This window comes from Rhodococcus sp. K11/5, from assembly GCF_055193735.1.
Map to the genome: position 1 here is coordinate 2,972,240 of NZ_CM143721.1, position 24,775 is coordinate 2,997,014.

Consider the following 24,775-nt stretch of genomic DNA (forward strand, 5'->3'; position numbering starts at 1 on the left):
TCAACTCCTGTCTTAAGTTGCTAACGCCGTGTAACGAAAGCCAGCACAACGTAACACCGGATCTGGACTGTCGCAAGACCGCGCCGTAGCGTGTCGGATATGGCGACAGACGAGGTGCTTCGAGGACCAACGGGCGAAACCGTCCGGGAGAATGTGCTCCGCTTACGGACCAAGAGAAAACTCAGTTTGCGCGCACTGGCGGCGCGGACTGAGGAGCTGAACCGTCCGTTAGGTCACGGGTCCATCAATCAGATTGAGCAGGGCCGCCGAAGGGTCGACGTCGACGACCTGATGACCTTGGCTGTCGCACTCCACGTCTCTCCGCTCGCACTGCTTTTCCCGTACACAACAGAGCGGTATGAGCACGCGAGAGTTGCGCCCGTAGAAGCGACCGGAGTAGGGGCTACCCGGTTGGGCGTTCTGTGGAGTTGGGGTAAGGGAATCTTCAGGCCGTCCTGGATTCAAGTACCTGGCGAAGAATGGGACGAAAGCGATGAGAACGGTGTTGCTGCTGCCGAGCACGAAGATGGGGTATTCGTTGTGCCACAGGAGGTTTCGCAGATGCTAACACAGATTCGAAAAATGGACAAACGCAGGAAAGAACGCCTATTTGATCTTTTCGACTTATACTTCGAGGAATACCGGAAGGATCGCCAAGAAATGCGGGTCGAGAATGGCAACGGTTGAGCAATACGACACAAAGAATGGCCGCCGATACCAGGTTCGATACCGCACACCAGATCACCGACAAACCAAGAAGAGAGGGTTCACGACCAAGCGGGACGCCCAGGCGTTCGCGAACACGGTCGAGGTGTCGAAGCTGCGGGGTGAGTACGTCTCCCCCGCCGACGGCCGGCGCACGGTGGGCGAACTCGGCCCGGACTGGCTGGAGCGTCAGCGGGGGCACCTGAAGCGGTCGACGTGGGCGCCGCTGGAGGTGGCGTGGCGGCTGCGTGTAGAACCGCGGTGGGGTTCGACCCGCCTGGTGGACGTGAAGCCGACGGACGTGCAGGCGTGGGTGGTTGAGCTCGGTGAGACGGTCGGCGCGACCGTGGTGATTCGGACGTTCGGCGTGCTGGCGAGCATCCTCGACGACGCCGTGCGCGACCGCCTGATTCTGGCGAATCCTGCTCGGGGTGTCGGGAAGGGGACGGGGACGCGGCTGCCGCGCAAGACGCGGAAGCGGAACGTGTACCTCACGCACGCCCAGGTCGACGCCCTCGCCACGAGCGCCGGTCAGTGGTCGACGTTGGTGCTGACACTGGCGTACTGCGGGCTGCGGTGGGGTGAGGCGACGGGGCTGCGCGTGAAGGATCTCGATCTTTTGCGTAAGCGGGCCACGGTCGACGAGAACGCCGTTGCGGTGGGGTCCGAGATCATCGTGGGGACGACGAAGGGGCACAAGCGGCGGACGGTGCCGCTGCCTGCGTTCCTGGTGCCGATGCTGGCGGTGCAGTGCGAGGGCAAGGCGCGGGAGGATCTGCTCTTCCCGGACGATTCGGGTCGGCATCTGGCGCGGCCGCACAACGTCTCGGGGTGGTTCGACAAGGCTGTGCTTCAGGCGCAGACCCCTCGGGTGACGCCGCACGATCTGCGGCACACCGCGGCGTCTCTGGCGGTGCAGGCCGGGGCGAACGTGAAGGCGCTGCAGCGGATGCTCGGCCACGCGTCGGCGGCGATGACCCTCGACGTCTACGCGGACCTGTTCGACGATGATCTCGACGCGGTGGGTGCGGCGCTCGACAGTGCCCGTGAGGCAAGTGTGCCCAAAATGTGCCCACCGGCTATGGGCTGAGTCAGGCTGAGGGGTCCGACCTGCGGGTATGGACCCGAGTTGGGCAGAAGTGCGAGTGGGCGCAGAGGGGTTCGAACCCCCGACCGCTGGTGTGTAAAACCAGAGCTCTACCGCTGAGCTATACGCCCGAGAACCCCGCCGACATCGGCGGGGTTCGCGATCTACGAATCTAGCGTGGCCAGAGCCGTCTCCCAAGCGCCCTGGTCACGGGCTTCACCGGGACCCATCATCTCGGCGAAGCGGACGATTCCGTCCGTGTCGATGACGAAGGTTCCACGGTTGGCGAACCCGAGATCGGCGTTGAACACGCCGTATTCCTCGGCGACGGCACCGTGGGGCCAGAAGTCGGACAGCAGCGGGAACGTGTACCCCTGCTCCGCCGCCCAGATCTTGTGCGTCGGCGGCGGGCCGACGGAGACCGCGAGCACCGCGGTGTCGTCGTTCTCGAACTTGGGCAGTTCGTCACGCACCTTGCACAACTCGCCCTGACAGGTACCGGTGAACGCGAGGGGATAGAAGATCAGCAGAACGTTCTTCACCCCGCGATAGTCCGAGAGGGACACCGGCTGATTGTTCTGGTCCTTCAGCGTGAAATCCGGCGCGACCGTTCCGACGTCGATGGTCATCAGCGCTTGGTGGGGTTGGCTTTGGGCTGGACCAGCCGACTCCCGGACCAGGTCCCGAAGTTCGCAGCGGAGGTCTGCGTGAGACCTGCCGTGGGTGCGGACTCCGCGATCTCGCTGGGTTCGACGTGGCCGGGTTGACCGGTCTTGGGGGTGAGAACCCACACGAAGCCGTCGTCGGAGAGAGGCGTGATGGCGTCCATGAGGGCGTCCACCAGGTCTCCGTCACCGTCGCGCCACCACAGGAGGACGACGTCGATGACCTCGTCGGAGTCCTCGTCTGCCGTTTCACCACCGATGGTGTCTTCGACATCCGCCCGCAGCTCGTCGTCGGTGTCCTCGTCCCACCCCAGCTCCTGGACAACCATGTCGTGTGTGATTCCCAGTTTCTGGGCGTAGTTCTGGGCGTCCGCCGCGGCGACCACGGTGGGGTCCTCCTTCAATCGATGTACTCGGCGTGCAGTCACGCCAAGTGTGCAGTAGTCAAAGCGAACAGTGTCCGGCGCCCCAGCGCAAGCCGACGCGGCGGTTTGTGTGGTTCGGATCGACGTTGCATTGATTTCACGCATACCCAATCAGCGACCATGTGCACCAACCCGACGCCGATGCGGCAGAATTGACGACGATCACCCATGAAGCACACGCGGGTCACCGTCACACGGCCGACCCGCACTGGACCGGGCGTACCACCATGTGCCCGCCACATCGAGGAGTAGTGACGTTGTCGGATTCGACGAAGGAAGACCGTAGCGGTACATCGGCTACCAACGGAGTTGCGGGCGAGGAGGGAGCCGTTGCGCGGAGCAGCACGTCGGACGGTCGCGTTCGTGTCATTCGCGAGGGCGTTGCGTCCTACCTCCCCGACATCGACGGCGAGGAGACCGACGAGTGGCTCGAGTCCTTCGACCAGCTCCTCGAGCGGTCCGGACCGCAGCGCGCTCGGTACCTGATGCTGCGCATGCTCGAACGCGCCGGCGAGAAGCGCGTGGCCATTCCCGCGCTGACGTCGACCGACTACGTCAACACCATCCCCACCGAGAACGAGCCGTGGTTCCCCGGCGACGAGTCGATGGAGCGCCGTTACCGGGCCTGGATCCGCTGGAACGCGGCCATCATGGTGCACCGCGCACAGCGCCCCGGAGTCGGCGTCGGCGGCCACATCTCCACCTACGCGTCGTCGGCCGCGCTGTACGAGGTCGGCTTCAACCACTTCTTCCGCGGCAAGGATCACCCCGGCGGCGGTGACCACATCTTCATCCAGGGCCACGCCTCCCCCGGCATCTACGCCCGCGCCTTCCTCGAGGGCCGCATCCCGGCCGAGCGGATGGACGGCTTCCGCCAGGAGTACAGCCACGCCGAGGACGGCGGCGGCCTGCCCTCGTACCCGCACCCGCGTCTGATGCAGGACTTCTGGGAGTTCCCGACGGTCTCCATGGGTCTCGGACCCATGAACGCGATCTACCAGGCCCGCTTCAACCACTACCTGGACGACCGGGGCATCAAGGACACGTCCGATCAGCACGTCTGGGCGTTCCTGGGCGACGGCGAGATGGACGAGCCGGAATCGCGCGGTCTCGCACACGTCGCGGCGACCGAGGGTCTCGACAACCTGACCTTCGTCGTCAACTGCAACCTTCAGCGCCTCGACGGCCCGGTGCGCGGCAACGGAAAGATCATCCAGGAACTGGAATCGTTCTTCCGCGGCGCCGGCTGGAACGTCATCAAGGTCGTGTGGGGCCGCGAGTGGGACTCGTTGCTGCACAAGGACCGTGACGGCGCACTCGTCAACCTCATGAACACCACGCCCGACGGCGATTTCCAGACGTACAAGGCCAACGACGGCAGCTACGTGCGCGACCACTTCTTCGGTCGCGATCCGCGCACGAAGGAACTGGTCAAGGACCTGTCCGACAGCGAGATCTGGAACCTCAAGCGTGGCGGCCACGATTACCGCAAGGTGCACGCCGCCTACGCCGCGGCCATGGAGCACAAGGGACAGCCGACGGTCATCCTGGCGCACACCATCAAGGGCTACACCCTGGGCAAGCACTTCGAGGGCCGTAACGCCACGCACCAGATGAAGAAGCTGACGCTCGACGACCTCAAGGCCTTCCGCGACGCGCAGCACATTCCCATCTCGGACGAAGAGCTCGAGAAGGATCCGTACCTGCCCCCGTACTACCACCCCGGAAACGACGCCCCGGAGATCCAGTACATGCTGGATCGGCGAAAGTCGTTGGGTGGCTTCGTCCCCGAGCGTCGAACCTCGGCGAAGCCGCTGCCCATGCCGCCGGACTCGACCTACAAGTCGATCATGAAGGGCTCGGGCAAGCAGGAGGTCGCCACCACCATGGCGCTCGTCCGCGTGCTCAAGGAACTGTTGCGCGACAAGGAGATCGGGCACCGCGTCGTGCCGATCATTCCCGACGAAGCCCGCACCTTCGGTATGGACTCGTGGTTCCCGTCGCTGAAGATCTACAACCGCAACGGCCAGCTCTACACCTCGGTCGACGCCGAATTGATGCTGGCCTACAAGGAGAACGTCACCGGGCAGATCCTGCACGAGGGCATCAACGAGGCGGGCTCCACCTCGTCCTTCACCGCGGTCGGCACGTCCTACGCGACGCACGGCGAACCGATGATCCCGCTGTACATCTTCTACTCGATGTTCGGCTTCCAGCGGACCGGTGACGGCCTGTGGGCGGCCGCGGACCAGATGGCACGTGGCTTCGTCCTCGGCGCCACCGCGGGCCGTACCACCCTCACCGGCGAGGGACTGCAGCACGCCGACGGCCACTCGCTGCTCTTGGCGTCCACCAACCCGGCGGCCGTGGCCTACGACCCGGCGTTCTCCTTCGAGATCGCCCACATCGTCAAGGACGGTCTGCGGCGCATGTTCGGCGGCACCGAGGGCGTGGAGGGCTTCGGCGGCGAGAACATCTTCTACTACATCACCCTGTACAACGAGCCGTACCGGCAGCCGGCGGAGCCCGAGGATCTCGACGTCGAGGGCCTGCTCAAGGGCATCTACCTGTTCCAGAAGGGCAGTGGGGACGGTCCGAAGGCGCAGATTCTGGTCTCCGGCGTCGGCATGCCGTCCGGCCTGCGCGCACAGGAACTGCTGCAGGAGGACTTCGGTGTGTCCGCCGACGTCTGGTCGGTCACCTCGTGGGGCGAGTTGCGTCGTGACGGTGTGGACGTCGAGACACAGGCGCTGCGCAACCCCGGTGACGAGCCGCGGGTGGCCTACGTGACCGAGAAGCTGAAGGACGCGCAGGGTCCGTTCGTCGCGGCATCGGACTGGATGCGTGCCGTTCCGGATCAGATCCGGCAGTGGATCCCGGGCGACTACACGACGCTCGGCACCGACGGGTTCGGCTTCTCCGACACCCGCCCGGCCGCGCGTCGCCACTTCAACGTGGACGCCGAGTCGATCGTCGTCGCCGTTCTGTCCGCGCTCGCGCGGGCCGGCGAGGTCGATGCCGACAAGGCCGTCGAAGCGGCCGAGCGGTACGAGATCGACAACGTGCTCGCCGCACCCGTGTCGCACGCCGATCCCGGCGTGGCGTGACGGACCTCGCGCGGTAACACCCGCGTAAGTTCGTCGTCATGACCGACGCCCGTTCCGATCCGTCCGAGAGTTCGTCTCCCGACGAGTCGGAACGGGCGAGCGACAACGAGCGTCTGCGCGAACTGCGGCGAGCGGCGGTCGAACAACACCAGTCCGGCACGACGCCTCGTCGCCCCCAACAGCAACGCGTCCCCCTGCCCGACGCGTTGCTGCGGCGGGTCAAGCAGTTCTCCTCGCGTCTGTCGACCGAGGCACTGACCCAGATGCAGGACCAACTCCCCTTCGTGGGCGATCTCGATGCGTCCCAGCGCGCCAGCGTGCAGATGTTGGTGCAGACCGCGGTGGTCAACTTCCTCGAGTGGTTGCAGAACCCCGAGAGCGACATCCGGTTCAGTCTGGACGCGTTCCAGGTGATCCCGCAGGACCTGGCCCGCCGACTGACGTTGCGTCAGACCGTCGACATGGTGCGCGTCGCCATGGAGTTCTTCGAGCAGTGGCTGCCCGCTCTCGCTCGCAACGATCAGCAGCTGGTCGCGTTGACCGAGGCCGTGTTGCGGTACGGCCGCGAGCTCGGTTTCGCCGCCGCGTCGGTGTACGCGAGTGCCGCCGAATCGCGCGGCGCGTGGGACACCCGGCTGGAGGCCCTCGTCGTGGACGCCGTGGTCCGCGGGGACACCGGCTCCGACATGCTCTCGCGCGCGGCCACCCTCAACTGGGACGCCACGGCACCGGCCACCGTGCTGGTGGGGTCGCCGCCGCCGAACCAGGGCGTGTCCGTGGTGGGGACGGTGCACACCGTCGCCCAGCGGTACGACCGAGCCGCCCTGGCGGTCGTTCAGGGCACGCGTCTGGTCATGGTGGTCAGCGGCCGGTTGTCCGGTGACGCGTCGAGCGAGGCGTTCGTGCACGATCTGCTCGTCAACTTCTCGGACGATCCGGTGGTGATCGGTCCGACGACGCGCACGCTCGGCGCCGCACACAGCAGCGCGGTCGAGGCGTTCGCGGGTATGGCAGCGGTGGTGGGATGGCGCGGTGCGCCGCGACCCGTCCACGCGGGCGAGCTGCTTCCGGAGCGTGCGCTGCTCGGCGACACCATTGCGGTGTCGTCGTTGAACGAGCACATCGTGCACCCGCTGTCGGCTGCCGGTTCGTCGCTGTCGGACACTCTCGACGCCTATCTCGACTGCGGCGGAGCCGTCGAGACCTGTGCGCGCTCACTGTTTGTTCATCCAAATACTGTGAGGTACCGCCTGAAGCGGATAGCCGAGGTGACGGGCCGTGACCCCACCAACGCGCGGGACGCGTACGTCCTTCGAGTCGCAGCAACAGTGGGTCGGTTGACGCAATCTCATAACGAAACTAGGTCATCGATCACAACTGTCACAGCAGGAACATTTGGCAATCTCATACAGTAACAATTCTTGACCCCCCAGCGATCAGCGTGAGCGTCCAGGCGTTTTGTAGGGTTCTGACAAATCGTGACCGTGAGGTTCATCGCGTAGAACATCTCTCGGACGGGGGTTCACAGTGTTTTCTTAGAGCCGTGATTGCGTTGCTATCGCCCGGACAGGGCTCACAGACACCCGGCATGCTGACGCCGTGGCTCGATCTTCCGGGGGCTGCACAGCGGCTCGCCGACTGGTCCGCCGCGTCGAACCTCGACCTGCGGCGGCTCGGCACCATCGCCACCGCGGAGGAGATCACCGACACCGCGGTGACCCAACCGCTCGTCGTCGCGACCGCCCTCCTGGCGTTCGAGAACGTCGCCGACTCCGGTCGCGTGCCGGACGACATGGTGGTCGCCGGACACTCGGTCGGCGAGCTCGCCGCAGCCGCGGTAGCCGGCGTGATCACCGCCGACGAAGCGGTGTCCCTCGCCGCCGTCCGCGGAGCCGAGATGGCGCGGGCGTGCGCCCTCCAGCCCACCGGCATGTCCGCCGTCCTGGGCGGCGACGAGGAAGCCGTCCTCGAACGGCTCACCGAACTCGGCCTCGAGGCCGCCAACCGCAACGCAGCGGGCCAGATCGTGGCGGCCGGACTGCTCACCGCGCTCGCCGAGCTCGCGGAGAACCCGCCGGAGAAGGCACGGGTGCGATCCTTGCCCGTCGCCGGCGCGTTCCACACGCGCTTCATGGCACCGGCGCAGGAGGCCGTGGTGGCCGCCGCGGCGCGCATCACCCCGTCCGAGCCGACCAGGCAACTGCTCTCCAACCACGACGGCCGCCCGGTGACCTCCGGCGCCGACGCCCTGGCGAAGCTCGCCGCGCAGGTGACGCGCCCCGTCCGCTGGGACCTGTGCACCGCCACGCTGCGCGCCGCCGAGGTCACCCAGCTGGTCGAGCTGCCCCCGGCCGGCACGCTCGTCGGCATCGCCAAGCGCGAGATGCGCGGCACCCCGGCCGTCGCCCTCAAGACCCCGGAGGACGTCTCCGGCCTGACCGTCCCGGTATCGGTCGGTTAGGTTACTGCGCGCAGCCCACCCGGGCTGTGCGTCGTGCGCCGCGCCCACCCGGGCGCGGCGACACCGGGTTCGTACCCGGTTGCTGCACCAGCAAGCACGCGCAATTCACCCGATCTGCACTTCGCGCCTCAGTGGCGCGCGGAACCAACGCAGTTTCTCAATCGAAGGGAGCCACTCAGTGGCCACGCAGGAAGAACTCATCGCCGGTCTCGCCGAGATCATCGAGGAAGTCACCGGCATCGAGCCGTCCGAGGTCACCGTCGAGAAGTCGTTCGTCGACGACCTCGACATCGACTCGCTCTCCATGGTGGAGATCGCCGTCCAGACCGAGGACAAGTACGGCGTCAAGATCCCCGACGAGGATCTCGCCAGCCTGCGCACCGTCGGTGACGCCGTGAACTACATCCAGAAGCTCGAAGCCGAGAACCCCGAGGCAGCCGAGGCCATCAAGGCCAAGCTCGACAACCAGAGCGACTCCCCGGGCGCGTGAGCACGACCGTGACCACGCCCAGCACCGCCAACGGGAGCTTCCGCAACGTCGTCGTGACCAGCATGGCGGCCACCACCTCCATCGCCGGTGACGTCGACGCGACGTGGAAGGGCCTCCTCAACGGCGAGAGCGGAATCGGCGTACTCGAGGACGACTTCATCACCGAGTACGACCTCCCGGTTCGGATCGGCGGCCACCTCGCGGTGAATCCGTCGACCCTGCTCTCGCGAGTCGAGCAACGACGCATGAGCTACGTCGAGCAGATGGCGTACGTGCTGGGCAAGGAAGTCTGGAAGAACGCCGGCTCCCCCGAGGTCGACCAGGAACGCCTCGGCGTCTCCATCGGCACCGGCCTCGGCGGCGGCGACGCGCTTCTCGACGCCGACAAGAAGATGCGCGAGGGTGGCTACCGCAAGGTCTCTCCCCTCTCGGTCCAGATGATCATGCCGAACGGACCGTCGGCGGTCGTCGGGCTCGATCTGGGCGCTCGCGCCGGCGTCATCACGCCGGTGTCCGCGTGCTCGTCGGGTTCCGAGGCCATCGCCCACGCCTGGCGCATGATCGTCATGGGCGATGCGGATGTCGTGGTCACGGGTGGCGTCGAAGGCTTCATCGACGCCGTGCCCATCGCGAGCTTCTCCATGATGCGTGCGATGAGCACCCGCAACGACGATCCCAAGGCGGCCTCTCGGCCGTTCGACGCCGATCGCGACGGCTTCGTCTTCGGCGAGGCCGGGGCGCTCATGGTGATCGAATCCGAGGAGCACGCCAAGGCTCGCGGCGCGACCATCCACGCTCGCCTCCTCGGCGCCGGCATCACCTCGGACGGGTACCACCTGGTGGCACCCGATCCCGCCGGCACCGGAGCGGCGCGCGCCATGCGTCGGGCCATCGAGACCGCCGGCCTCACCGCAGCGGACATCGGACATGTGAACGCGCACGCCACGGCCACCCCCATCGGGGACACGGCCGAGGCCAAGGCGATCACGGCCGCCGTGGGCACGCACGCCTCGGTGTACGCACCGAAGTCGGCCCTCGGCCACTCGATCGGTGCCGTCGGTGCCCTCGAGTCGGTTCTCACGGTTCTCAGCCTCCGGGACGGGATCGTTCCGCCAACGCTGAACCTCGAGAACCAGGATCCGGAGATCGACCTCGACGTCGTCTCGGGAGAGGCCCGTCGCGGAGAGTTCGAGTACGCCCTGAACAACTCGTTCGGGTTCGGTGGGCACAACGTCGCGCTCGCCTTCGGTCGGTACTGACACACCGACTCGCCGGTGCGTCGTGCACCGAAAGTTCGCACCCGGTGCGAGCGGGGACTTGCGGCCGAGGCCGTGGGTCCCCGCTCGTGCCACCCCCGCCCGACACGGGTGGCCGCAGAAGGAGATCGTGATGACTGTCCTCGCTCCGCATACGCGCAACGCTTCGGCCACCGATCCGCGCGACCCCCTCGCCCGCCTCGATCGACTCTTCGACGCGGGCACCACCTCGCTTCTGCACGCTCGTGACAAGTCCGGCGTGCTCGCCGCGTCGGGCGAGATCGACGGCGTCCACACCATCGCCTACTGCTCCGACGCCACCGTCATGGGCGGCGCCATGGGTGTCGACGGGTGCAAGCACATCGTCTCCGCCATCGACATCGCCCTCGAGCAGGACGCCCCCGTCGTCGGCATCTGGCACTCGGGCGGCGCCCGTCTCGCCGAAGGCGTCGAAGCCCTCCATGCCGTCGGCCTGGTGTTCGAGGCCATGGTCCGCGCATCCGGAACCATCCCCCAGATCTCCGTGGTCCTCGGCTTCGCCGCCGGCGGCGCGGCCTACGGTCCCGCCCTGACCGATGTCGTGATCATGGCCCCCGAGGGCCGGGTCTTCGTGACCGGACCCGACGTGGTTCGCAGTGTCACCGGCGAGCAGGTCGACATGAACTCTCTCGGTGGCCCCGACACGCACTTCAAGAAGTCGGGCGTCTGCCACATCGTCGCCGACGACGAGCTCGACGCTTTCGCCCGCGGCCGCCGCCTGGTCTCGATGTTCTGCGAGCAGGGCACCTTCGACCTCGGCGCAGCTCTCCACGGCGACACCGACCTCAAGGCCCTGCTCCCCGAGTCCAACCGTCGCGCGTACGACGTGCATCCGGTCATCCACGAGCTGCTCGACAACGTCGAGGGAGAATCGTCCTTCGAGGAGTTCCAGGGTGGATGGGCGCGCAGCATCGTCACCGGCCTCGGCCGCCTCGGCGGGCGCTCGGTCGGCGTCATCGCCAACAACCCCATCCGACTCGGCGGGTGCCTCAACTCCGAGTCCGCCGAGAAGGCCGCACGCTTCGTGCGTTTATGCGACGCGTTCGGTATCCCACTGGTGGTCGTCGTCGACGTGCCCGGCTACCTTCCCGGCGTCAGCATGGAGTGGGAGGGCGTCGTGCGGCGCGGGGCGAAACTGCTGCACGCGTTCGCCGAGGCCACCGTCCCTCGCGTCACGCTGGTCACCCGCAAGATCTACGGCGGCGCCTACATCGCGATGAACTCACGCGCTCTGGGTGCGACCGCGGTGTACGCCTGGCCGGAGTCCGAGGTCGCCGTGATGGGCGCGAAGGCGGCAGTCGGCATCCTGCACAAGAAGGCTCTCGCAGCGGCCCCCGACGACGAGCGCGAGGCCCTGCACGATCGCTTGACCGCCGAGCACGAGGCCATCGCGGGCGGTGTCGAGCGGGCCGTGGGCATCGGCGTCGTCGACGCCGTCATCGATCCGGCACTGACGCGCAGCACCATCACACGGGCGCTGGCCGACGCTCCCGTGCGGCGCGGGCGTCACAAGAACATCCCGCTGTAGGAACACGTATCGGTGCGCCCGTTCGTGAACGGGCACACCGATACGAGAACCGACGCGAACTTACTGGCCAACCAGGCGCGAACTAACTGGCCAACCAAGTCACTTCTGCGCCGACCCCGCCCAGGCGATAGGTCTCGAGTTCCTCGTCCCACGCCGTGCCGAGGGCGTACTCGAGTTCGCCGGCCAGACCGGCCGCGCCTCGCGCCAGAATCGTCTTGAGCCGCTGCTCCCCCACCACGACGTCACCGTTGGCGCTGGTGGTTCCGTGCCACAGGCCGAGTCCGGGAACGTGAGCGAACCGTTCTCCGTCGACGCCGGCGCTCGCGTCCTCGGTCACCTCGAAGCGAAGCATCTGCCACGACCGGAGCACGCTCGCGAGTCGGCTGCCGGTGCCGACCGGACCACCCCAATCGGTGGTGGCGCGCAGTTGCCCGTCGGACGCCGGCTGGGCCGTCCACTTCAGATTCGCCCGACAGTCGAGAGCGTCGGACAACGCCCATTCGACATGCGGGCACAGCGCGGCGGGCGACGAGTGGATGTAGACGACACCCGTCGTCGCTTCCGCGAACTGGTTCAGTGCAGTCATCGTTGGCCTCCAGCTTCGACGAGGGACGTCTTCCCCAACGACCTCTGCCTGCTGTGTGCCCGGCGACTTCCGTTACCGGTCACCAGTGTGCCTCGAGTTGCCCCTGTTACACCAGTCTCTCGGTGTGTCGGCAGTGATTCGACAGCGCGTCGCGGTACAAGCCGGTGCGTCCGTCGGGTCAGGCCGAGCCGGCCTCCGCGACCAACACGTCCCCCAGCTCGGTCCACAACGGCTTCGCCCAGTCCCCGAAGGCGCGGTCGGCGAGCACCACGGCGGCCGCCGAGATGCTCGGATCCACCCAGAGGAACGTTCCCGACTGCCCGAAGTGACCGAACGTTCCCGGCGAGTTCTGCGTCCCCGTCCAGTGCGGGTCCTTGCCGTCGCGAATCTCGAAACCCAATCCCCAGTCGTTGGGTCGCTGCGACCCGTACCCGGGAAGAATTCCCGCCAGACCGTCGTACTGCACCGTCGTCGCCTCCGCGAGAAGCCCCGCCGACACCAATCGAGGGCTCAGGAGTTCGGCCGCGAACGCCTCCATGTCCCCGAGCGAGGACCGTGCCCCGTGTCCCGCGGGTCCGGCGAGCACGGTCGACGACATTCCGAGGGGAACCGCCACCGCCTCGTGCAGGTAGGTGGGGAAGTCGATGGTGGTGCGCTCCGCGACGTGATCGGCGAGCATCTCGAAACCGGCGCTCGAGTAGATTCGCTTGGCTCCCACCTCGGCCGCCGCCGTGCGCTCGCCGAACGCCGTGCCCGACGCGTGGGCCAACAGATGCCGAACCGTCGAACCCGACGGCCCCGCCGGCTCGTCGAGTTCGATCGCCCCTTCCTCGACGGCGACCAGAGCCGCGTAGGCCACCAGCAGTTTCGTCACCGACGCGAGCTCCTGCACCCGCGCCGGATCGCCGAATCGGGCCCGGGTCGCGGGAGATCCACCCGACGTCGTCACCAACGCGGCCGAGACCGCCGGTACGGGCCAGGATTCCAGGGCGGCGAAGCAGTCCTCGGTCATGGTCCACACCCTACGAGTTCCGAACCCCGCCCAGGCGACGGTGCACTAGCGTGAGGCGATGACCGAGAAGCACACCTCCGTGGCGCCGGGCACAGTGACGTCGGACACCATGACGTCGGACACCATGACGTCGGACACCGCGAAGCCGACCGCAGCGAAGCCCGGCATCGTCAAGCACAGCACCTGCACTCTCTGCGAGGCGATGTGCGGCATCGAGGTCACCGTGGTGGGCGACGAGGTCACGTCGATCCGCGGGGACAAGAAGGATCCCCTCTCGCGCGGGCACATCTGCCCCAAGGCCACGGCGTTGGTGGACATCCACACCGATCCCGACCGTCTCCGCCGGCCCGTGCGCCGCACGCCCGAGGGATGGAAGGAGATGTCCTGGGACGACGCGATAGACCTGGTCGCCCGCCGCCTCACCGACGTCCGACGCGAGCACGGCGCGGACGCCGTCGGGGTCTACGCGGGAAACCCCAACGTGCACAGCCTCGGTGCCATGACGCACGGGGTCGCGTTCCTGTCGATGCTTCGCACCCGCAACCGTTACTCGGCCACGTCGCTCGATCAGCTTCCCCACCAGCTCACGAACATGCTGTTCTACGGCCACCAGCTGCGCCAGCCGATTCCGGACATCGACCGAACGCAGTTCTTCCTCGTCCTCGGAGCCAACCCGATGGCGTCGAACGGGTCGATGATGACCGTCCCCGACTTCGGGCGTCGAGTGAAGGACCTCCGAGCCCGCGGCGGGCGCATGGTGGTGGTCGATCCGCGACGCACCGAGACCGCGGACATCGCCGACACCCACCTGTTCGTCCGCCCCGGCACCGACGCCTACCTGCTCCTCGCCCTGATCGAGACCGTCGTCGCCGAAGGTCTCACCCGGCCGGCCGAGTACGTGGACGGCATGGACGCCGTGGCCGCTGCGGTCGCCGACTTCACCCCCGACGCCGTCGCCGAAACCGTCGGCATCGACGCGGACACCATCCGCTCGCTCGCGCGTGACCTCGCGGCGGCCGATTCCGCGGCCGTGTACGGACGCATGGGCGTGTCGACGCAGAAGTACGGCACCGTCTGTCAGTGGGCGATCCACGTTCTCAACATCGCGCTCGGCAACCTCGACCGCGTCGGCGGCACGCTGTTCACCGATCCCGCGATCGATCTGATCGCTGCGAAGGTGAGCGGGCGCGGCCACTTCGACAAGTGGCGCAGCCGGGTGCGTGATCTGCCGGAGTTCAGCGGCGAGCTGCCGTCGTCGACGTTGGTGGACGAGATGACCACCGACGGGCCGGGGCAGATTCGCGCCATGGTGGTCGCGTCGGGCAATCCGGTGCTGTCCATGCCCGGCGGCGCGCGACTCGACGACGCGTTCGCCTCCCTCGATTTCATGGTGTCCTTCGACATCTACGTCAACGAGACCTCCCGTCATGCCGACGTCATCCTTCCGTCCACCACCGCGCTCGAGCGAGATCACTACGACCTGATCTTCTCCACGTTCGGCGTGCGCAACACCACCAAGTTCAACCGCGCCGTCGTGCCCAAGCCCGACGGCAGTCGGCACGACTGGGAGATCTTCCGCGACCTCGGACTGCGGTATCTGGCTCTGCGTCGTTCCGGTGTGCGCGCCCGGACCCTCGGCCGCCTGGACCGCGCCTCGCTGATCCGCGAAGCACGCCTGCGACTGTCCCCGACGCGCACCGTCGACGTGTTGCTGCGCCGGGCCCGCGGCGGACTGTCGGTTCGTGCGCTGACCTTCGAGCCGCACGGCAAGGATCTCGGTCCGCTGCGACCGGGGTTGCCGGGGAAACTGCTGACGAAGAACAAGCGGATCTCGCTGATGCACGAGGTGATCACGACCGACATCGATACGTTGCGCACGGTGCTCGCCGGCGAGTCCACGCCGATCCGGGCAGCGGACCTGATGCTCATCGGCCGACGCCACGTTCGCAGCAACAACTCGTGGATGCACAACGCACCCCGCCTGGTGAAGGGCAAGCCCCGGCACGTGTTGCTCGTTCATCCCGGGGACCTCGACTCGCGCGGCATCGCCGACGGCGACGCCGTGCGGGTGACGTCGGCGGCGGGGTCGGTCGTCGTCGAGGTGTCCTCGAGCGAGACGATGATGCCGGGTGTGGTCTCGTTGCCCCACGGCTTCGGTCACGCGAGGCCGGGCGTGGAGCTCTCCGTCGCGAGGGACGTCCTCGGGGTGAGCGCGAACGATCTGACGGACCCCGATCGGCTCGACGGCATCTCCGGAAACGCGGTCCTCAACGGTGTTCCGGTGGAACTGCAGACCATCGGCTGATCGGTGTCGATCGACCGGCCGGCAACTGTGGGGCGGGCGGGGCTCGAACCCGCGACCAATGGATTATGAGTCCACGGCTCTAACCGACTGAGCTACCGCCCCCTGTGCGGAACGCAACGTGCCCGCGACAGAGCACGCGACGGACACAGCACGCGAGGCACACAGTACCTGCGACGCGTGCGGTGCCGTGTCGCACCTCGGCGCCTGCAGATGTGCGAGCCGGCCGCCCGAGCTCCGACGCTTCCGGTCCCCACTCCTGCCAATCTGCTATCTTTTGTACTCAGAGTTTGTTTACAGGGAATATTTGTGTCGATCGGTTCACTCGAGTCCGATCGGCGCGACAGGAAGGGTCTCGAGCAGACCGATCAGAAGGCACCGGGGATGACATCTGCACGAGACGACGCGCACCCGGTCGACGGTGCGCCGATCGAATCGGACGAGGGTCGACTGCTCTCGGTGTCGCCCGGCGCAGCGACGCGGTCCGTGCGTCGGCCTGATCCGCACGCGTTCGTGTCGGCGTTCGAAGCGGCGGCGGACGTCGTGCTGGTCACGGATCTGCAGGGTGTCGTGGTGTACGTCAACGCCGCGGGTGCCCGTCTGTTCGGTACGTCCGAGGAGGACGCGGCGGACCGCGTCGCGACACTCTCCGACGTGTTCGAGCCCGTCTTCCCGGAGACCGTGGAACAGATGTTGACGTCGGTACGCGCCGACGGGACGTGGACGGGTGAGGCCCGGCTGCTTCGCCGATCGAACGGAGAAAAGCTACCCGTGTCCGCTTCAGCGTTCGCCGTTCACGGCCAGGACGACGATTCCGCTCCCGTGATCGCATTGCACAGCCGCGCCTCCGCGGCCGCCGACCAGGATTCTCGGCTGCAGAGTGCACTCGATGCGTCCGTTCTTCGCGTCGCGGAGCAACGCGCGGTGGCCGAGCTGAGCCAGCTCGCTCTGCGCGGCCACATCGACGATCTGCTCTCGACCGCAACGGATGCGGCTGCCGAACTGCTCGGCGCGCGCCACGCATTCGTCACCAGGGCCAACCACGCCCCCACGACCCTCGAGACCGTCGCGGGAAGCGAGCCCGCCGATCCGCATCACCTGACCACTCCGGGCCCGCGGTCGATCGTCGCGTACGCCGCGCGCACCGCGTCGCGCATCGTGTGGGCCGGTTCGGCCGCCGAGATCAGGTTCGACGTGTCCGATCTCGTCGAGGCCGGCGTCCGGAACGCCATCTCCGTCCCCATCGACGGAACGGGACAGCCGTGGGGCGTCCTCACCGTTCTGGACGTCGCTCCGAAGCACCTGTCCCCCGACCGGCAACCACTCGCGTCGATCTCGTCCCTGTCCGCATCGACCCCGGCCGACGCAGATGTCTCCGGCGTACTCGCCGGGTCGCCCGTCGAGGAGGTCGTCGATCCGACGGCGTCCGACGTGCCGATGCTCGACACGTTCGTACTGGACACCATCTGCGACGTGCTGTCCGCAGCGGTGCACCGAGTCGGGGTGGAGGCAGAGCTGCGGTACCGCAGCCTTCGCGACCCCTTGACCGGACTCCCGAACCGGGCGCTGGCCTACGACCGCATCGAGTCCGCGATGGCCCGTGCCGCGGGGCGCGCGAGCACCACCGCCGTGATGCTTCTCGATCTCGACGACTTCAAATCCATCAACGACGGTCTGGGCCACGAGGCCGGAGATTCGGCGCTGGTCGCCCTCGGCCATCGCCTCACGCGCGCGACCCGGCCGGGCGACACCGTTGCGCGTCTCGGCGGCGACGAGTTCGTCGCGGTGTGCGAGAACGTCACCGACGCGGCCCAGTCGCTGGCCATCGCCCGCGCCTACGCCAGTGCGATTCGCGCTCCGATCGTGGTGGCCAGCAACGAGCTTCGCATCACCGCGAGTATCGGCGTCGCCCTCACCGACAGTCTGGTCGACGGCACGGAGATGATTCGGCGCGCCGACGTGGCAATGTACCGCGCGAAGGAGACCGGTCGCGGGGCGGTGGCTCTGTTCGACACCGACGACCGGGAGCATCGCCGCAATCAGCTCACGCTGTCCGCGGACCTGCGGTCCGCGCTCGACGACCGCATCCTGACATTGGCCTACCAACCCATCTTCGACATCGCGACCGGCCGCATCACCTCGGTCGAAGCGCTGGCGCGGTGGCGCCATCCCACCCTCGGCCCGGTGAGTCCGGAGACGTTCGTCCGCATCGCCGAGCGCACCGGTCAGATCAACACACTGGGGCTGTGGGCCCTGCACACTGCCTGCAAGCAGGCCGCGGAGTGGCAGAGCATCTCCGACATCGGCGTGCGCGTGAACGTCAGCGCGCTTCAGCTTCGTCAACCCGATTTCGTGGACAGCGTCGCGCGGATTCTCGCCGCGACCGGGCTTCCCGTGGGGCGGCTGGGGCTCGAGATCACCGAGACGGTGTGGCTCGCGGATACCGAACAGGTGCGGGACGCCCTGACCGAGCTTCATTCCATGGGCGTGTCGATCCTGCTCGACGACCTCGGCAGTGGGCACAGTTCGGTGACCTACCTCAGCCGTTACCCGGTGATCGAGGCGTTCAAGATCGATCAGACCTACATCCAGGCGATGCCCGGCCGACGCCCCGAGGCCATCGTGTCCGCGATCGTGTCGCTGGCCCATGCGTTCGACGTGGCCGTGGTCGGCGAGGGCGTCGAGACGCAGGATCAGTTGGATCGGCTACGAGACAGCGGATGCGATCTGGCGCAGGGATTCCTGCTCGCCGCGCCGGTGTCCGCGGAGGAACTGACCTCCATGTTGCTCGAGCGCCGCGCAGGCTGATCCACCTCGCACCGTCGTGCGTAGGCTGGGCTCGCCGGAATATCGGCAACCCGGCACCGCGTACTGACGAAGGCGGAGGAACATTGGATCCCGAAGTTCAGCACGAGCCCAGCGAGATCACGTACGACGAGAACTTCTACCCGGCGCGTCCGCGTCCGCTGAAGCCCTCGGTGCGCCGCGCCTACCGCACCGCCGCCCCGCTTCCCAGCGGTGACGCCGACGCCTCGAACCCGGAGTACGTCTCCTGGCTGCGCGAACGGTCGATGCTGCACGACGCGAAGCTCATCGCCGAGCAGCTGTCCGGCAAGGGCAGCATGTGGCAGAACCCGTACGCGGACCCCGATCCACGCAGCGCCGTCGAACGCGCGTCGGTCTGGTTCACGGCGTACCCCATCTCGCTCATCGCCTCACCGGGACAGAGCTTCCTCGGCACTCTCGGCGACGAGGGTCTGTGGCAGACGTTCTCGGACATCGGCATCACCGCGGTGCACACCGGCCCGGTGAAAGAGGCCGGCGGCCTGCACGGGTGGCACGCCACCCCCTCGGTCGACGGCCACTTCGACCGGGTGAGCATGCAGATCGACCCCGCCTTCGGGTCCGAGGAGGAGTTCCGCCGGCTCTGCGTGGTCGCCGCGGCCTACGAGGGCATCGTCATCGACGACATCGTGCCGGGCCACACCGGCAAGGGAGCCGACTTCCGCCTGGCCGAGATGGCGGTGGCCGACTACCCCGGGATCTACCACATGGTGGAGATCGAGCCGCAGGACTGGCACCTGCTCCCCCGGGTGCGCGGCGGCCAGGATTCGGTGAACATCGACGCCGAGGCCGAGGCCAATCTGGCCCGCGCCGGATACATCGTCGGACAGCTGCAGCGCGTCATCTTCTACGAGATGGGCGTCAAGGAGACCAACTGGAGCGCGACGCCGATCATTCGCGGCGTGGACGGCATCGAGCGGCGCTGGGTCTATCTGCACTACTTCAAGGCCGGCCAGCCGTCCATCAACTGGCTGGACCCCTCGTTCGCCGGTATGCGCCTGGTGATCGGCGACGCCTGCCATTCGATCGCCGACCTCGGTGCCGGAGCCCTACGTCTGGACGCCAACGGCTTCCTCGGCGTCGAGCGGCGCACGGAGGGACCCGGATGGTCCGAGGGACACCCGCTCTCGGAGGCGGCGAACCACCTCATCGCCAGCGTGGTGCGCAAGATGGGCGGGTTCACCTTCCAGGAGCTGAACCTGACGATCGACGACATCAAGGCGATGGGCAGCAGCGGCGCCGATCTGTCGTACGACTTCATCAACCGCCCCGCGTACCACCACGCCCTCGTCATGGGGAACACCGAGTTCCTGCGTCTGACGATGAACCTCGCCCGCGATCACGGCGTCGACACCGGCTCGTTGGTGCATGCGCTGCAGAACCACGACGAGATGACCTTCGAGTTGGTGCACTTCGCGACTCTGCACCGGGAGGACGAGTTCTCCTACAACGGTGACGTGGTCACCGGGAGCGATCTCGGCGATCAGATCCGCGCCGAGTTGGCCGACCGCCTGACGGGGCGGTGGGCCCCGTACAACCGGACCTTCACCAACAACGGAATCGCCTGCACCACGGCGTCGGTCATCACCGCGTCCCTGGGAATCCGCGATCTCGATCGCATGGACGATCACGACATCGAGACCGTCAAGAAAGCGCATCTGCTGCTCGCGATGTTCAACGCGTTGCAGCCCGGAGTGTTCGCGCTCTCCGGCTGGGACCTGTGTGGAATCCTGCCCGTTCCGGCGGAGCAGGTCGAGGAGCTCATCCGCGAGGGCGACACCCGGTGGATCAATCGCGGGGCGCACGACCTGATGAACAACTCGCCCGACGCCACCCGCTCCGATTCCGGGATTCCCCGCGGCCGGAGTCTGTACGGGTCGTTGCCGGAACAGATGAAGGACGGCTCGTCCTTCGCCCGGCAGCTCTCACGCATCCTGGACGTCCGCGATCGCTACGGCATCGCGACCGCGCAGCAACTCGACGTTCCGTCGGTGTCGCACAAGGGCCTCCTGGTTCTCGTGCATCAGCTGGGGAACGGGTCGATCTCCGCGACGGTGCTCAACTTCACCGGCGAGGAGATTCACGCGACGGTGCAGTCCAAGCACCTCGTGGGCGGCGCACAGGTCATCGATCTGTTCACCGACACCGATCTGGGCGTCGTCGACGAGCTGGGAAGTTTCCCCATGACGCTCGCGCCGTACCAGGGCGTCCCGGTGGTCCTGCGAGGCTGAGCCGCACGGCGTGACGGTCACGAACCAAGGGCAGGCTATGCTCACCCGCGACCGTCACGCCGATCGACGACAGGAACCACCATGCGAGTCGCGCTCTTCGGGTACCAGACCTGGGGTCACACCACCCTGCGGGCCCTGATCGAGTCCGAGCACCAGGTGGTCCTCGTCGTCACGCATCCGCCGAGCGAACATTCCTACGAGACGATCTGGTCCGATTCCGTCGAGGATCTCGCCCGAGCCCACGATGTTCCGGTTCACCTCGCGCAGCGACCCGACGCAGATCTGCTGGCCGCACTGCAGAACGCGGCGCCGGACATCATCGTCGCCAACAACTGGCGGACGAAGCTCCCCCGGGGGATCTACGATCTTCCCCCTCACGGCACGCTCAACCTGCACGATTCGCTGCTCCCCCGGTTCACCGGTTTCTCCCCCGTGATCTGGGCTCTGATCAGCGGGGCCGCCGAGACGGGCCTCACCGCCCACCGCATGGACGACGAGCTCGACACCGGCGACGTCCTGGTGCAGCGCTCGGTTCCCATCGGGCCTCGCGACACGGCCACGGAACTCGTGCGCGCCACGATCGATCTCATTCCCGAGGTCCTGCACGCGGCGCTGGCCGACATCGAGGCGGGTAGCGCGACGTGGACACCGCAGAATCTGGCGGACCGCACCTTCTTCCACAAGCGCACCGACATCGACAGTCGCATCGACTGGACCTGGCCCGCGGACGACATCGACCGCCTCGTCCGAGCGCAGTCCGACCCGTACCCCAACGCGTACACCCACTACCGCGGTCAGCGGATCCGCATCCTCGAGGCCCACGTGTCGGAGGGGATCTACGGGGGCACCCCCGGCCGGGTCTTCATCGCCGAGGGGACCGGAATGGCAATCGTCGCCGGTCCGCACGCCCACCGCGGAACCAACCGAGCGCTGGTGATCGACAGGGTGCGCACGGACGACGGCCGCGATCTCTCCGCCGCCGAGTTCTTCCCCCACGGGGGCGGTTACTTCACCGACGCTCCCTGACGGCGCTGCTCACTCCCGGCGGCCGGCGTCGGCGGCGCTGCCGTGCGCGTCCATCAGAACGGACCCGATCGCATCGCGAACGTCGGGCGGCAGGTCGGTCGAGGTGAGTCCGGTGACGATGCGCTGCGCGAGATCGCGAACCTTCACGTTGTGCATCTGCGAACGCCAGGCAAGCAGGTCGAAGGCGGCTTCGGCCGAGATGCCGAGGCCCATCATCAACATCCCCTTGGCCTGTTCGATGACCGCGCGGGAGCCGACGATGCTGGTCAGGGTGGAGTCCATCCGCGCTTTGATGGTCCGCTCGGTGCCCTCGGTGACGTCGACCAGATAGCCCTCGACGGTGCCCACCGAGCCGTCGGAGTCCACCGTGGCCGAACCCACGATCACCACGTTGCGTTCGGCGCCGTCCACCGTGCGGTACCGCTGGGCGCACATGCAGTTCTCGCCGGTGTCCAGGGTGCGGGCGATGACGGCCTCCGCTTCGCCCACGTCGTCGGGATGGCAGTGCTGCAGCAGTCGCGCGAGCGACGGCTCCACCGCACCGGGCCGGTAGCCGAGAATGGTGAAGACGGTATCGGACCACCACAGGGTGTCGTCCCGTCGCGTGTAGACGAAACGGCCTACGTCCGGCAACTGGACGGCGGCCGCATCGACCATCGGTTTCTGCGCCTGCACCGGAAAGACAGTACCGGTCACGCCGCCTCCCCCGGCCCTCGAACTCGGGGCCTGCCGGTACATCCGTCACAGCCGCACCGATTCGAGCCCCCCTCGGGCCGGGTAGCCGGTGTCGATGACCACCCGAGGCGCCGACGCCGACACATCTCCGGATCCTCGTGACGCGGATCCCGAGGACCCGCGCAAGCCCGACAAGCCCACCGACCTCACCAAACCGTCGTTGCTGCAAGTGCTGCGCAAGACGGCCCGAGAATTCAGTAAGGACCAGTGCACCGATCTCGCGGCCGCACTGACGTACTACGCGGTCCTCGCGCTCTTCCCCGCCCTGCTCGCCGTGGTGTCTCTGCTCGGTGTGTTCGGTCAGGGCGAGCGGACCGTGAACACGGTGCTGGACATCGTCAGCGACCTCGGCCCCAGTTCTGCCGTCGACTCGCTGCGGGGACCGATCGAGCAGCTCGTCGCGGCCCCGACCGCGGGTTTCGCCCTGATCGTCGGTCTGCTCGGTGCGCTGTTCTCGGCATCGGGATACGTGGGCGCATTCGGCCGCGCGATGAACCGTATGTACGAGGTGGACGAGGGTCGGCCCATCTGGAAGCTGCGCCCCATGATGATGCTCGTGACCCTGGGCGCGCTGACATGCCTGGGGCTCGCGGCCCTCATGCTGGCGATCAGCGGACCCATCGCGACCGCCATCGGCGACACGGTCGGTCTCGGCGAAACGACGTTGACCGTATGGAACATCGCCCGGTGGCCCGTCGTGCTCCTGCTCGTGATTCTCGCGGTGGCTCTCCTGTTCTACGCCACCCCCAACGTCCAGCAGCCCAAGTTCAAATGGCTCAGTTTCGGCGCCGGCCTTGCGATCCTGGTCTGGATCCTCGCGACCATCGGTTTCGGGTTCTACGTCGCGAACTTCAGCAACTACAACCAGACCTACGGTTCGCTCGCCGGTGTCATCATCTTCCTTCTCTGGCTGTGGCTCACCAACCTCGCGCTGCTGTTCGGTGCCGAGCTCGACGCCGAACTCGAGCGCGGTCGACAGCTCCAGTCCGGGATGGAGGCCGAGGATCGAATTCAGCTGCCGCCGCGGGACACTCGCGTTTCGGACAAAAACGCCGAAACGGACCGGGAACACGTCGAACGCGGAAAGGCGTTGCGCATGTCTCACGGCGAGGACGATTCGCCTCGGTAGCATAAGCCCCGGTCGGCGACGGGGGTGGACGGGTGCACACGGTGATCGAGTGGGCCCGTTCGGCCCGTCGGGCCCGGCGCATGTGGCGGTCGCGTGCGTTCTCGATGAACAACCCCCGGTCCGACGTCATCGTGATCGAGAGCCTCTCGACGCTGTGCGCCGTCGTGGCGGTCCTCTTCTCCGGACTGTTCGTGTTCATGCTGAGCACGGGCACCGCGTCGTCGCCGTGGCGCCTGGCCTACGGCCCGGTCGCCGCCGGTGTCGCCGCCACCGTCTGGGTGCTGCTGCACACCCGCGTCGCTCTGCGCCTGTACCGCCGTACGGATCGCGTGACCGCGGTGGCGTCGGCCATGGTTCTGGCCAGCCCGATCATCGCGAACTACGACCAACAGTCGAGTTATCCCGCCGTCGGGCTGGTGTTGGCCATCGTCGCGTCGACCGCGATCCTGCAACGACGCCTCCACGTGGTCGTGCTTCTGATCGTGGCCAACGCCGCATGGGTGGGGTTGGCCCTCATGTTCGACCCCGGGGTGAGCGCGGGAGCCTTCGCCGCCACCGTGGTGCGAACCAGCGTGGTGGGCTTTGCGATCCATTACATCCGCATGCGTACGTTGGCCCTCCTCGCCGAACGCTGGACCGCCCTCGCGGAGGCGCACGCGGTCGCGGATTCGATGTCTCACACCGATGATCTGACCGGGCTGCTGAACCGACGCGGTCTTCACCGGGAGGCCACGACGGTGCTGGACGAATGCCGTCGGGAGGCTCTACCGCTCACGGTGCTCTTCCTGGACGTCGACGGGCTCAAACAGATCAACGACCGATCCGGTCACGACGCCGGTGACAGCGCGCTGACCCGCGTCGGCCGCGAACTGTCGGGAGTGTTCGGGCACCGCGGGACGGTGGCGCGAGTGGGCGGCGACGAATTCGTCGTCGTGCTCCCGGACACGGACTCCACCGCTGCGGCCGATCTGATCGAGGCGGCCTCGCGCGCCCTGACCGACGACCAGATCTCGGTGAGCTGCGGGACCGCCGTCTGGTCACCCGATTCGTCGCCGCCCGCGCTCGACGCGTTGATCCGGCAGGCCGATCTGGCGATGTATCGAGCCAAACCGAGCCACTGACACCCGAGTACCGATGACGCAGACTG

At 67.4% G+C, this 24,775-nt stretch carries 19 protein-coding genes and 2 tRNA genes; 14 read left to right on the forward strand and 7 right to left on the reverse strand.

Annotation, left to right across the window (positions count from 1 at the left end):
- The first annotated feature begins 99 nt into the window (after nt 1–99).
- Both ACY466_RS14010 and ACY466_RS14015 read left to right on the forward strand, forming a co-directional pair.
- Complete coding sequence (locus tag ACY466_RS14010; RefSeq protein WP_463245963.1) at nt 100–687, forward strand: helix-turn-helix domain-containing protein; 588 nt, start codon at nt 100–102, stop codon at nt 685–687.
- The gene (locus ACY466_RS14015) at nt 674–1,795 is read left to right on the forward strand and encodes a tyrosine-type recombinase/integrase (RefSeq protein WP_463245964.1); all 1,122 of its coding nucleotides are present in this window, start codon (nt 674–676) and stop codon (nt 1,793–1,795) included. Before ACY466_RS14010 ends, ACY466_RS14015 begins: the two co-directional genes overlap by 14 nt.
- Nucleotides 1,796–1,851: 56 nt before the next feature.
- Here ACY466_RS14015 and ACY466_RS14020 read toward each other — a convergent pair.
- The 3 genes from ACY466_RS14020 to ACY466_RS14030 all read right to left on the reverse strand — a co-directional run bounded on the left by ACY466_RS14020 (nt 1,852) and on the right by ACY466_RS14030 (nt 2,843).
- Nucleotides 1,852–1,923 (reverse strand) — tRNA-Val (locus ACY466_RS14020).
- A gap of 33 nt (nt 1,924–1,956) precedes the next feature.
- The gene (locus tag ACY466_RS14025; protein ID WP_463245965.1) at nt 1,957–2,421 is read right to left on the reverse strand and encodes a peroxiredoxin; all 465 of its coding nucleotides are present in this window, start codon (nt 2,419–2,421) and stop codon (nt 1,957–1,959) included.
- Nucleotides 2,421–2,843, reverse strand: a complete 423-nt coding sequence (locus ACY466_RS14030; protein ID WP_463252296.1) for a DUF3052 domain-containing protein — start codon at nt 2,841–2,843, stop codon at nt 2,421–2,423. Before ACY466_RS14030 ends, ACY466_RS14025 begins: the two co-directional genes overlap by 1 nt.
- Before the next feature lie 266 nt (nt 2,844–3,109).
- Here ACY466_RS14030 and aceE point away from each other — a divergent pair, with 266 nt between their 5' ends.
- The 6 genes from aceE (at nt 3,110) to ACY466_RS14060 (ending at nt 11,763) form a co-directional block, all read left to right on the forward strand.
- Nucleotides 3,110–5,989: a pyruvate dehydrogenase (acetyl-transferring), homodimeric type gene (gene aceE, locus ACY466_RS14035; RefSeq protein WP_463245966.1), complete on the forward strand. Its 2,880-nt coding sequence runs from the start codon at nt 3,110–3,112 to the stop codon at nt 5,987–5,989.
- A gap of 38 nt (nt 5,990–6,027) precedes the next feature.
- On the forward strand, nt 6,028–7,404 hold the full coding sequence (locus ACY466_RS14040; protein ID WP_463245967.1) for a PucR family transcriptional regulator: 1,377 nt from the start codon (nt 6,028–6,030) through the stop codon (nt 7,402–7,404).
- 128 nt (nt 7,405–7,532) lie between these two features.
- Nucleotides 7,533–8,450, forward strand: coding sequence for an ACP S-malonyltransferase (locus ACY466_RS14045; RefSeq protein WP_463245968.1), 918 nt, complete (start codon nt 7,533–7,535; stop codon nt 8,448–8,450).
- Nucleotides 8,451–8,628: 178 nt separating this feature from the next.
- Nucleotides 8,629–8,940 carry a meromycolate extension acyl carrier protein AcpM gene (acpM, locus tag ACY466_RS14050; protein ID WP_463245969.1) on the forward strand — a complete coding sequence of 104 codons (312 nt, stop codon included), beginning with the start codon at nt 8,629–8,631 and terminating at the stop codon, nt 8,938–8,940.
- 8 nt (nt 8,941–8,948) lie between these two features.
- A complete protein-coding gene (locus ACY466_RS14055; RefSeq protein WP_463252297.1) occupies nt 8,949–10,199 on the forward strand; it encodes a KasA/KasB family beta-ketoacyl-ACP synthase in 1,251 nt (416 codons plus the stop codon).
- Between the two features lie 130 nt (nt 10,200–10,329).
- Complete coding sequence (locus tag ACY466_RS14060) at nt 10,330–11,763, forward strand: acyl-CoA carboxylase subunit beta (RefSeq protein WP_463245970.1); 1,434 nt, start codon at nt 10,330–10,332, stop codon at nt 11,761–11,763.
- Nucleotides 11,764–11,845: 82 nt separating this feature from the next.
- On the opposite strand, the gene ACY466_RS14065 is transcribed toward ACY466_RS14060, so the two are convergent.
- A complete protein-coding gene (locus ACY466_RS14065; protein ID WP_463245971.1) occupies nt 11,846–12,349 on the reverse strand; it encodes a DUF3145 domain-containing protein in 504 nt (167 codons plus the stop codon).
- Nucleotides 12,350–12,527: 178 nt separating this feature from the next.
- Nucleotides 12,528–13,361 carry a serine hydrolase domain-containing protein gene (locus ACY466_RS14070; RefSeq protein WP_463245972.1) on the reverse strand — a complete coding sequence of 278 codons (834 nt, stop codon included), beginning with the start codon at nt 13,359–13,361 and terminating at the stop codon, nt 12,528–12,530.
- A gap of 58 nt (nt 13,362–13,419) precedes the next feature.
- On the opposite strand from ACY466_RS14070, the gene ACY466_RS14075 reads away from it, so the two are divergent.
- Complete coding sequence (locus ACY466_RS14075) at nt 13,420–15,666, forward strand: molybdopterin-dependent oxidoreductase (protein WP_463245973.1); 2,247 nt, start codon at nt 13,420–13,422, stop codon at nt 15,664–15,666.
- Nucleotides 15,667–15,694: 28 nt separating this feature from the next.
- On the opposite strand, the gene ACY466_RS14080 is transcribed toward ACY466_RS14075, so the two are convergent.
- Nucleotides 15,695–15,768: transfer RNA gene (locus tag ACY466_RS14080), tRNA-Ile, on the reverse strand.
- A gap of 279 nt (nt 15,769–16,047) precedes the next feature.
- Here ACY466_RS14080 and ACY466_RS14085 point away from each other — a divergent pair.
- From ACY466_RS14085 to ACY466_RS14095, 3 genes are all read left to right on the forward strand, one after another.
- Complete coding sequence (locus ACY466_RS14085; RefSeq protein WP_463245974.1) at nt 16,048–18,471, forward strand: sensor domain-containing protein; 2,424 nt, start codon at nt 16,048–16,050, stop codon at nt 18,469–18,471.
- An 83-nt stretch (nt 18,472–18,554) separates the two neighbouring features.
- The gene (gene treS, locus ACY466_RS14090) at nt 18,555–20,738 is read left to right on the forward strand and encodes a maltose alpha-D-glucosyltransferase (protein WP_463245975.1); all 2,184 of its coding nucleotides are present in this window, start codon (nt 18,555–18,557) and stop codon (nt 20,736–20,738) included.
- A gap of 81 nt (nt 20,739–20,819) precedes the next feature.
- Nucleotides 20,820–21,764 carry a methionyl-tRNA formyltransferase gene (locus ACY466_RS14095; protein WP_463245976.1) on the forward strand — a complete coding sequence of 315 codons (945 nt, stop codon included), beginning with the start codon at nt 20,820–20,822 and terminating at the stop codon, nt 21,762–21,764.
- A 9-nt stretch (nt 21,765–21,773) separates the two neighbouring features.
- On the opposite strand, the gene ACY466_RS14100 is transcribed toward ACY466_RS14095, so the two are convergent.
- Nucleotides 21,774–22,460 (reverse strand): PAS and ANTAR domain-containing protein, encoded by a 687-nt coding sequence (locus tag ACY466_RS14100; RefSeq protein WP_463245977.1) that lies wholly within the window; start codon nt 22,458–22,460, stop codon nt 21,774–21,776.
- Between the two features lie 94 nt (nt 22,461–22,554).
- Between ACY466_RS14100 and ACY466_RS14105 the strand changes: the two genes are divergently transcribed.
- Nucleotides 22,555–23,628, forward strand: coding sequence for a YihY/virulence factor BrkB family protein (locus ACY466_RS14105; RefSeq protein ID WP_463245978.1), 1,074 nt, complete (start codon nt 22,555–22,557; stop codon nt 23,626–23,628).
- A 32-nt stretch (nt 23,629–23,660) separates the two neighbouring features.
- Complete coding sequence (locus ACY466_RS14110; protein ID WP_463245979.1) at nt 23,661–24,749, forward strand: GGDEF domain-containing protein; 1,089 nt, start codon at nt 23,661–23,663, stop codon at nt 24,747–24,749.
- The last annotated feature ends 26 nt before the right edge of the window (nt 24,750–24,775 follow it).

Excerpts from the sequence above, each read along its gene's own strand:
- ACY466_RS14025 (WP_463245965.1), bottom strand. The coding sequence starts at position 2,421 with ATGACCATCGACGTCGGAACGGTCGCGCCGGATTTCACGCTGAAGGAC.
- ACY466_RS14040 (WP_463245967.1), top strand. The coding sequence starts at position 6,028 with ATGACCGACGCCCGTTCCGATCCGTCCGAGAGTTCGTCTCCCGACGAG.
- aceE (WP_463245966.1), top strand. The coding sequence starts at position 3,110 with ATGTGCCCGCCACATCGAGGAGTAGTGACGTTGTCGGATTCGACGAAG.
- ACY466_RS14105 (WP_463245978.1), top strand. The coding sequence starts at position 22,555 with ATGACCACCCGAGGCGCCGACGCCGACACATCTCCGGATCCTCGTGAC.
- ACY466_RS14095 (WP_463245976.1), top strand. The coding sequence starts at position 20,820 with ATGCGAGTCGCGCTCTTCGGGTACCAGACCTGGGGTCACACCACCCTG.
- ACY466_RS14085 (WP_463245974.1), top strand. The coding sequence starts at position 16,048 with ATGACATCTGCACGAGACGACGCGCACCCGGTCGACGGTGCGCCGATC.
- ACY466_RS14010 (WP_463245963.1), top strand. The coding sequence starts at position 100 with ATGGCGACAGACGAGGTGCTTCGAGGACCAACGGGCGAAACCGTCCGG.
- ACY466_RS14070 (WP_463245972.1), bottom strand. The coding sequence starts at position 13,361 with ATGACCGAGGACTGCTTCGCCGCCCTGGAATCCTGGCCCGTACCGGCG.
- ACY466_RS14075 (WP_463245973.1), top strand. The coding sequence starts at position 13,420 with ATGACCGAGAAGCACACCTCCGTGGCGCCGGGCACAGTGACGTCGGAC.
- ACY466_RS14065 (WP_463245971.1), bottom strand. The coding sequence starts at position 12,349 with ATGACTGCACTGAACCAGTTCGCGGAAGCGACGACGGGTGTCGTCTAC.
- ACY466_RS14015 (WP_463245964.1), top strand. The coding sequence starts at position 674 with ATGGCAACGGTTGAGCAATACGACACAAAGAATGGCCGCCGATACCAG.
- ACY466_RS14060 (WP_463245970.1), top strand. The coding sequence starts at position 10,330 with ATGACTGTCCTCGCTCCGCATACGCGCAACGCTTCGGCCACCGATCCG.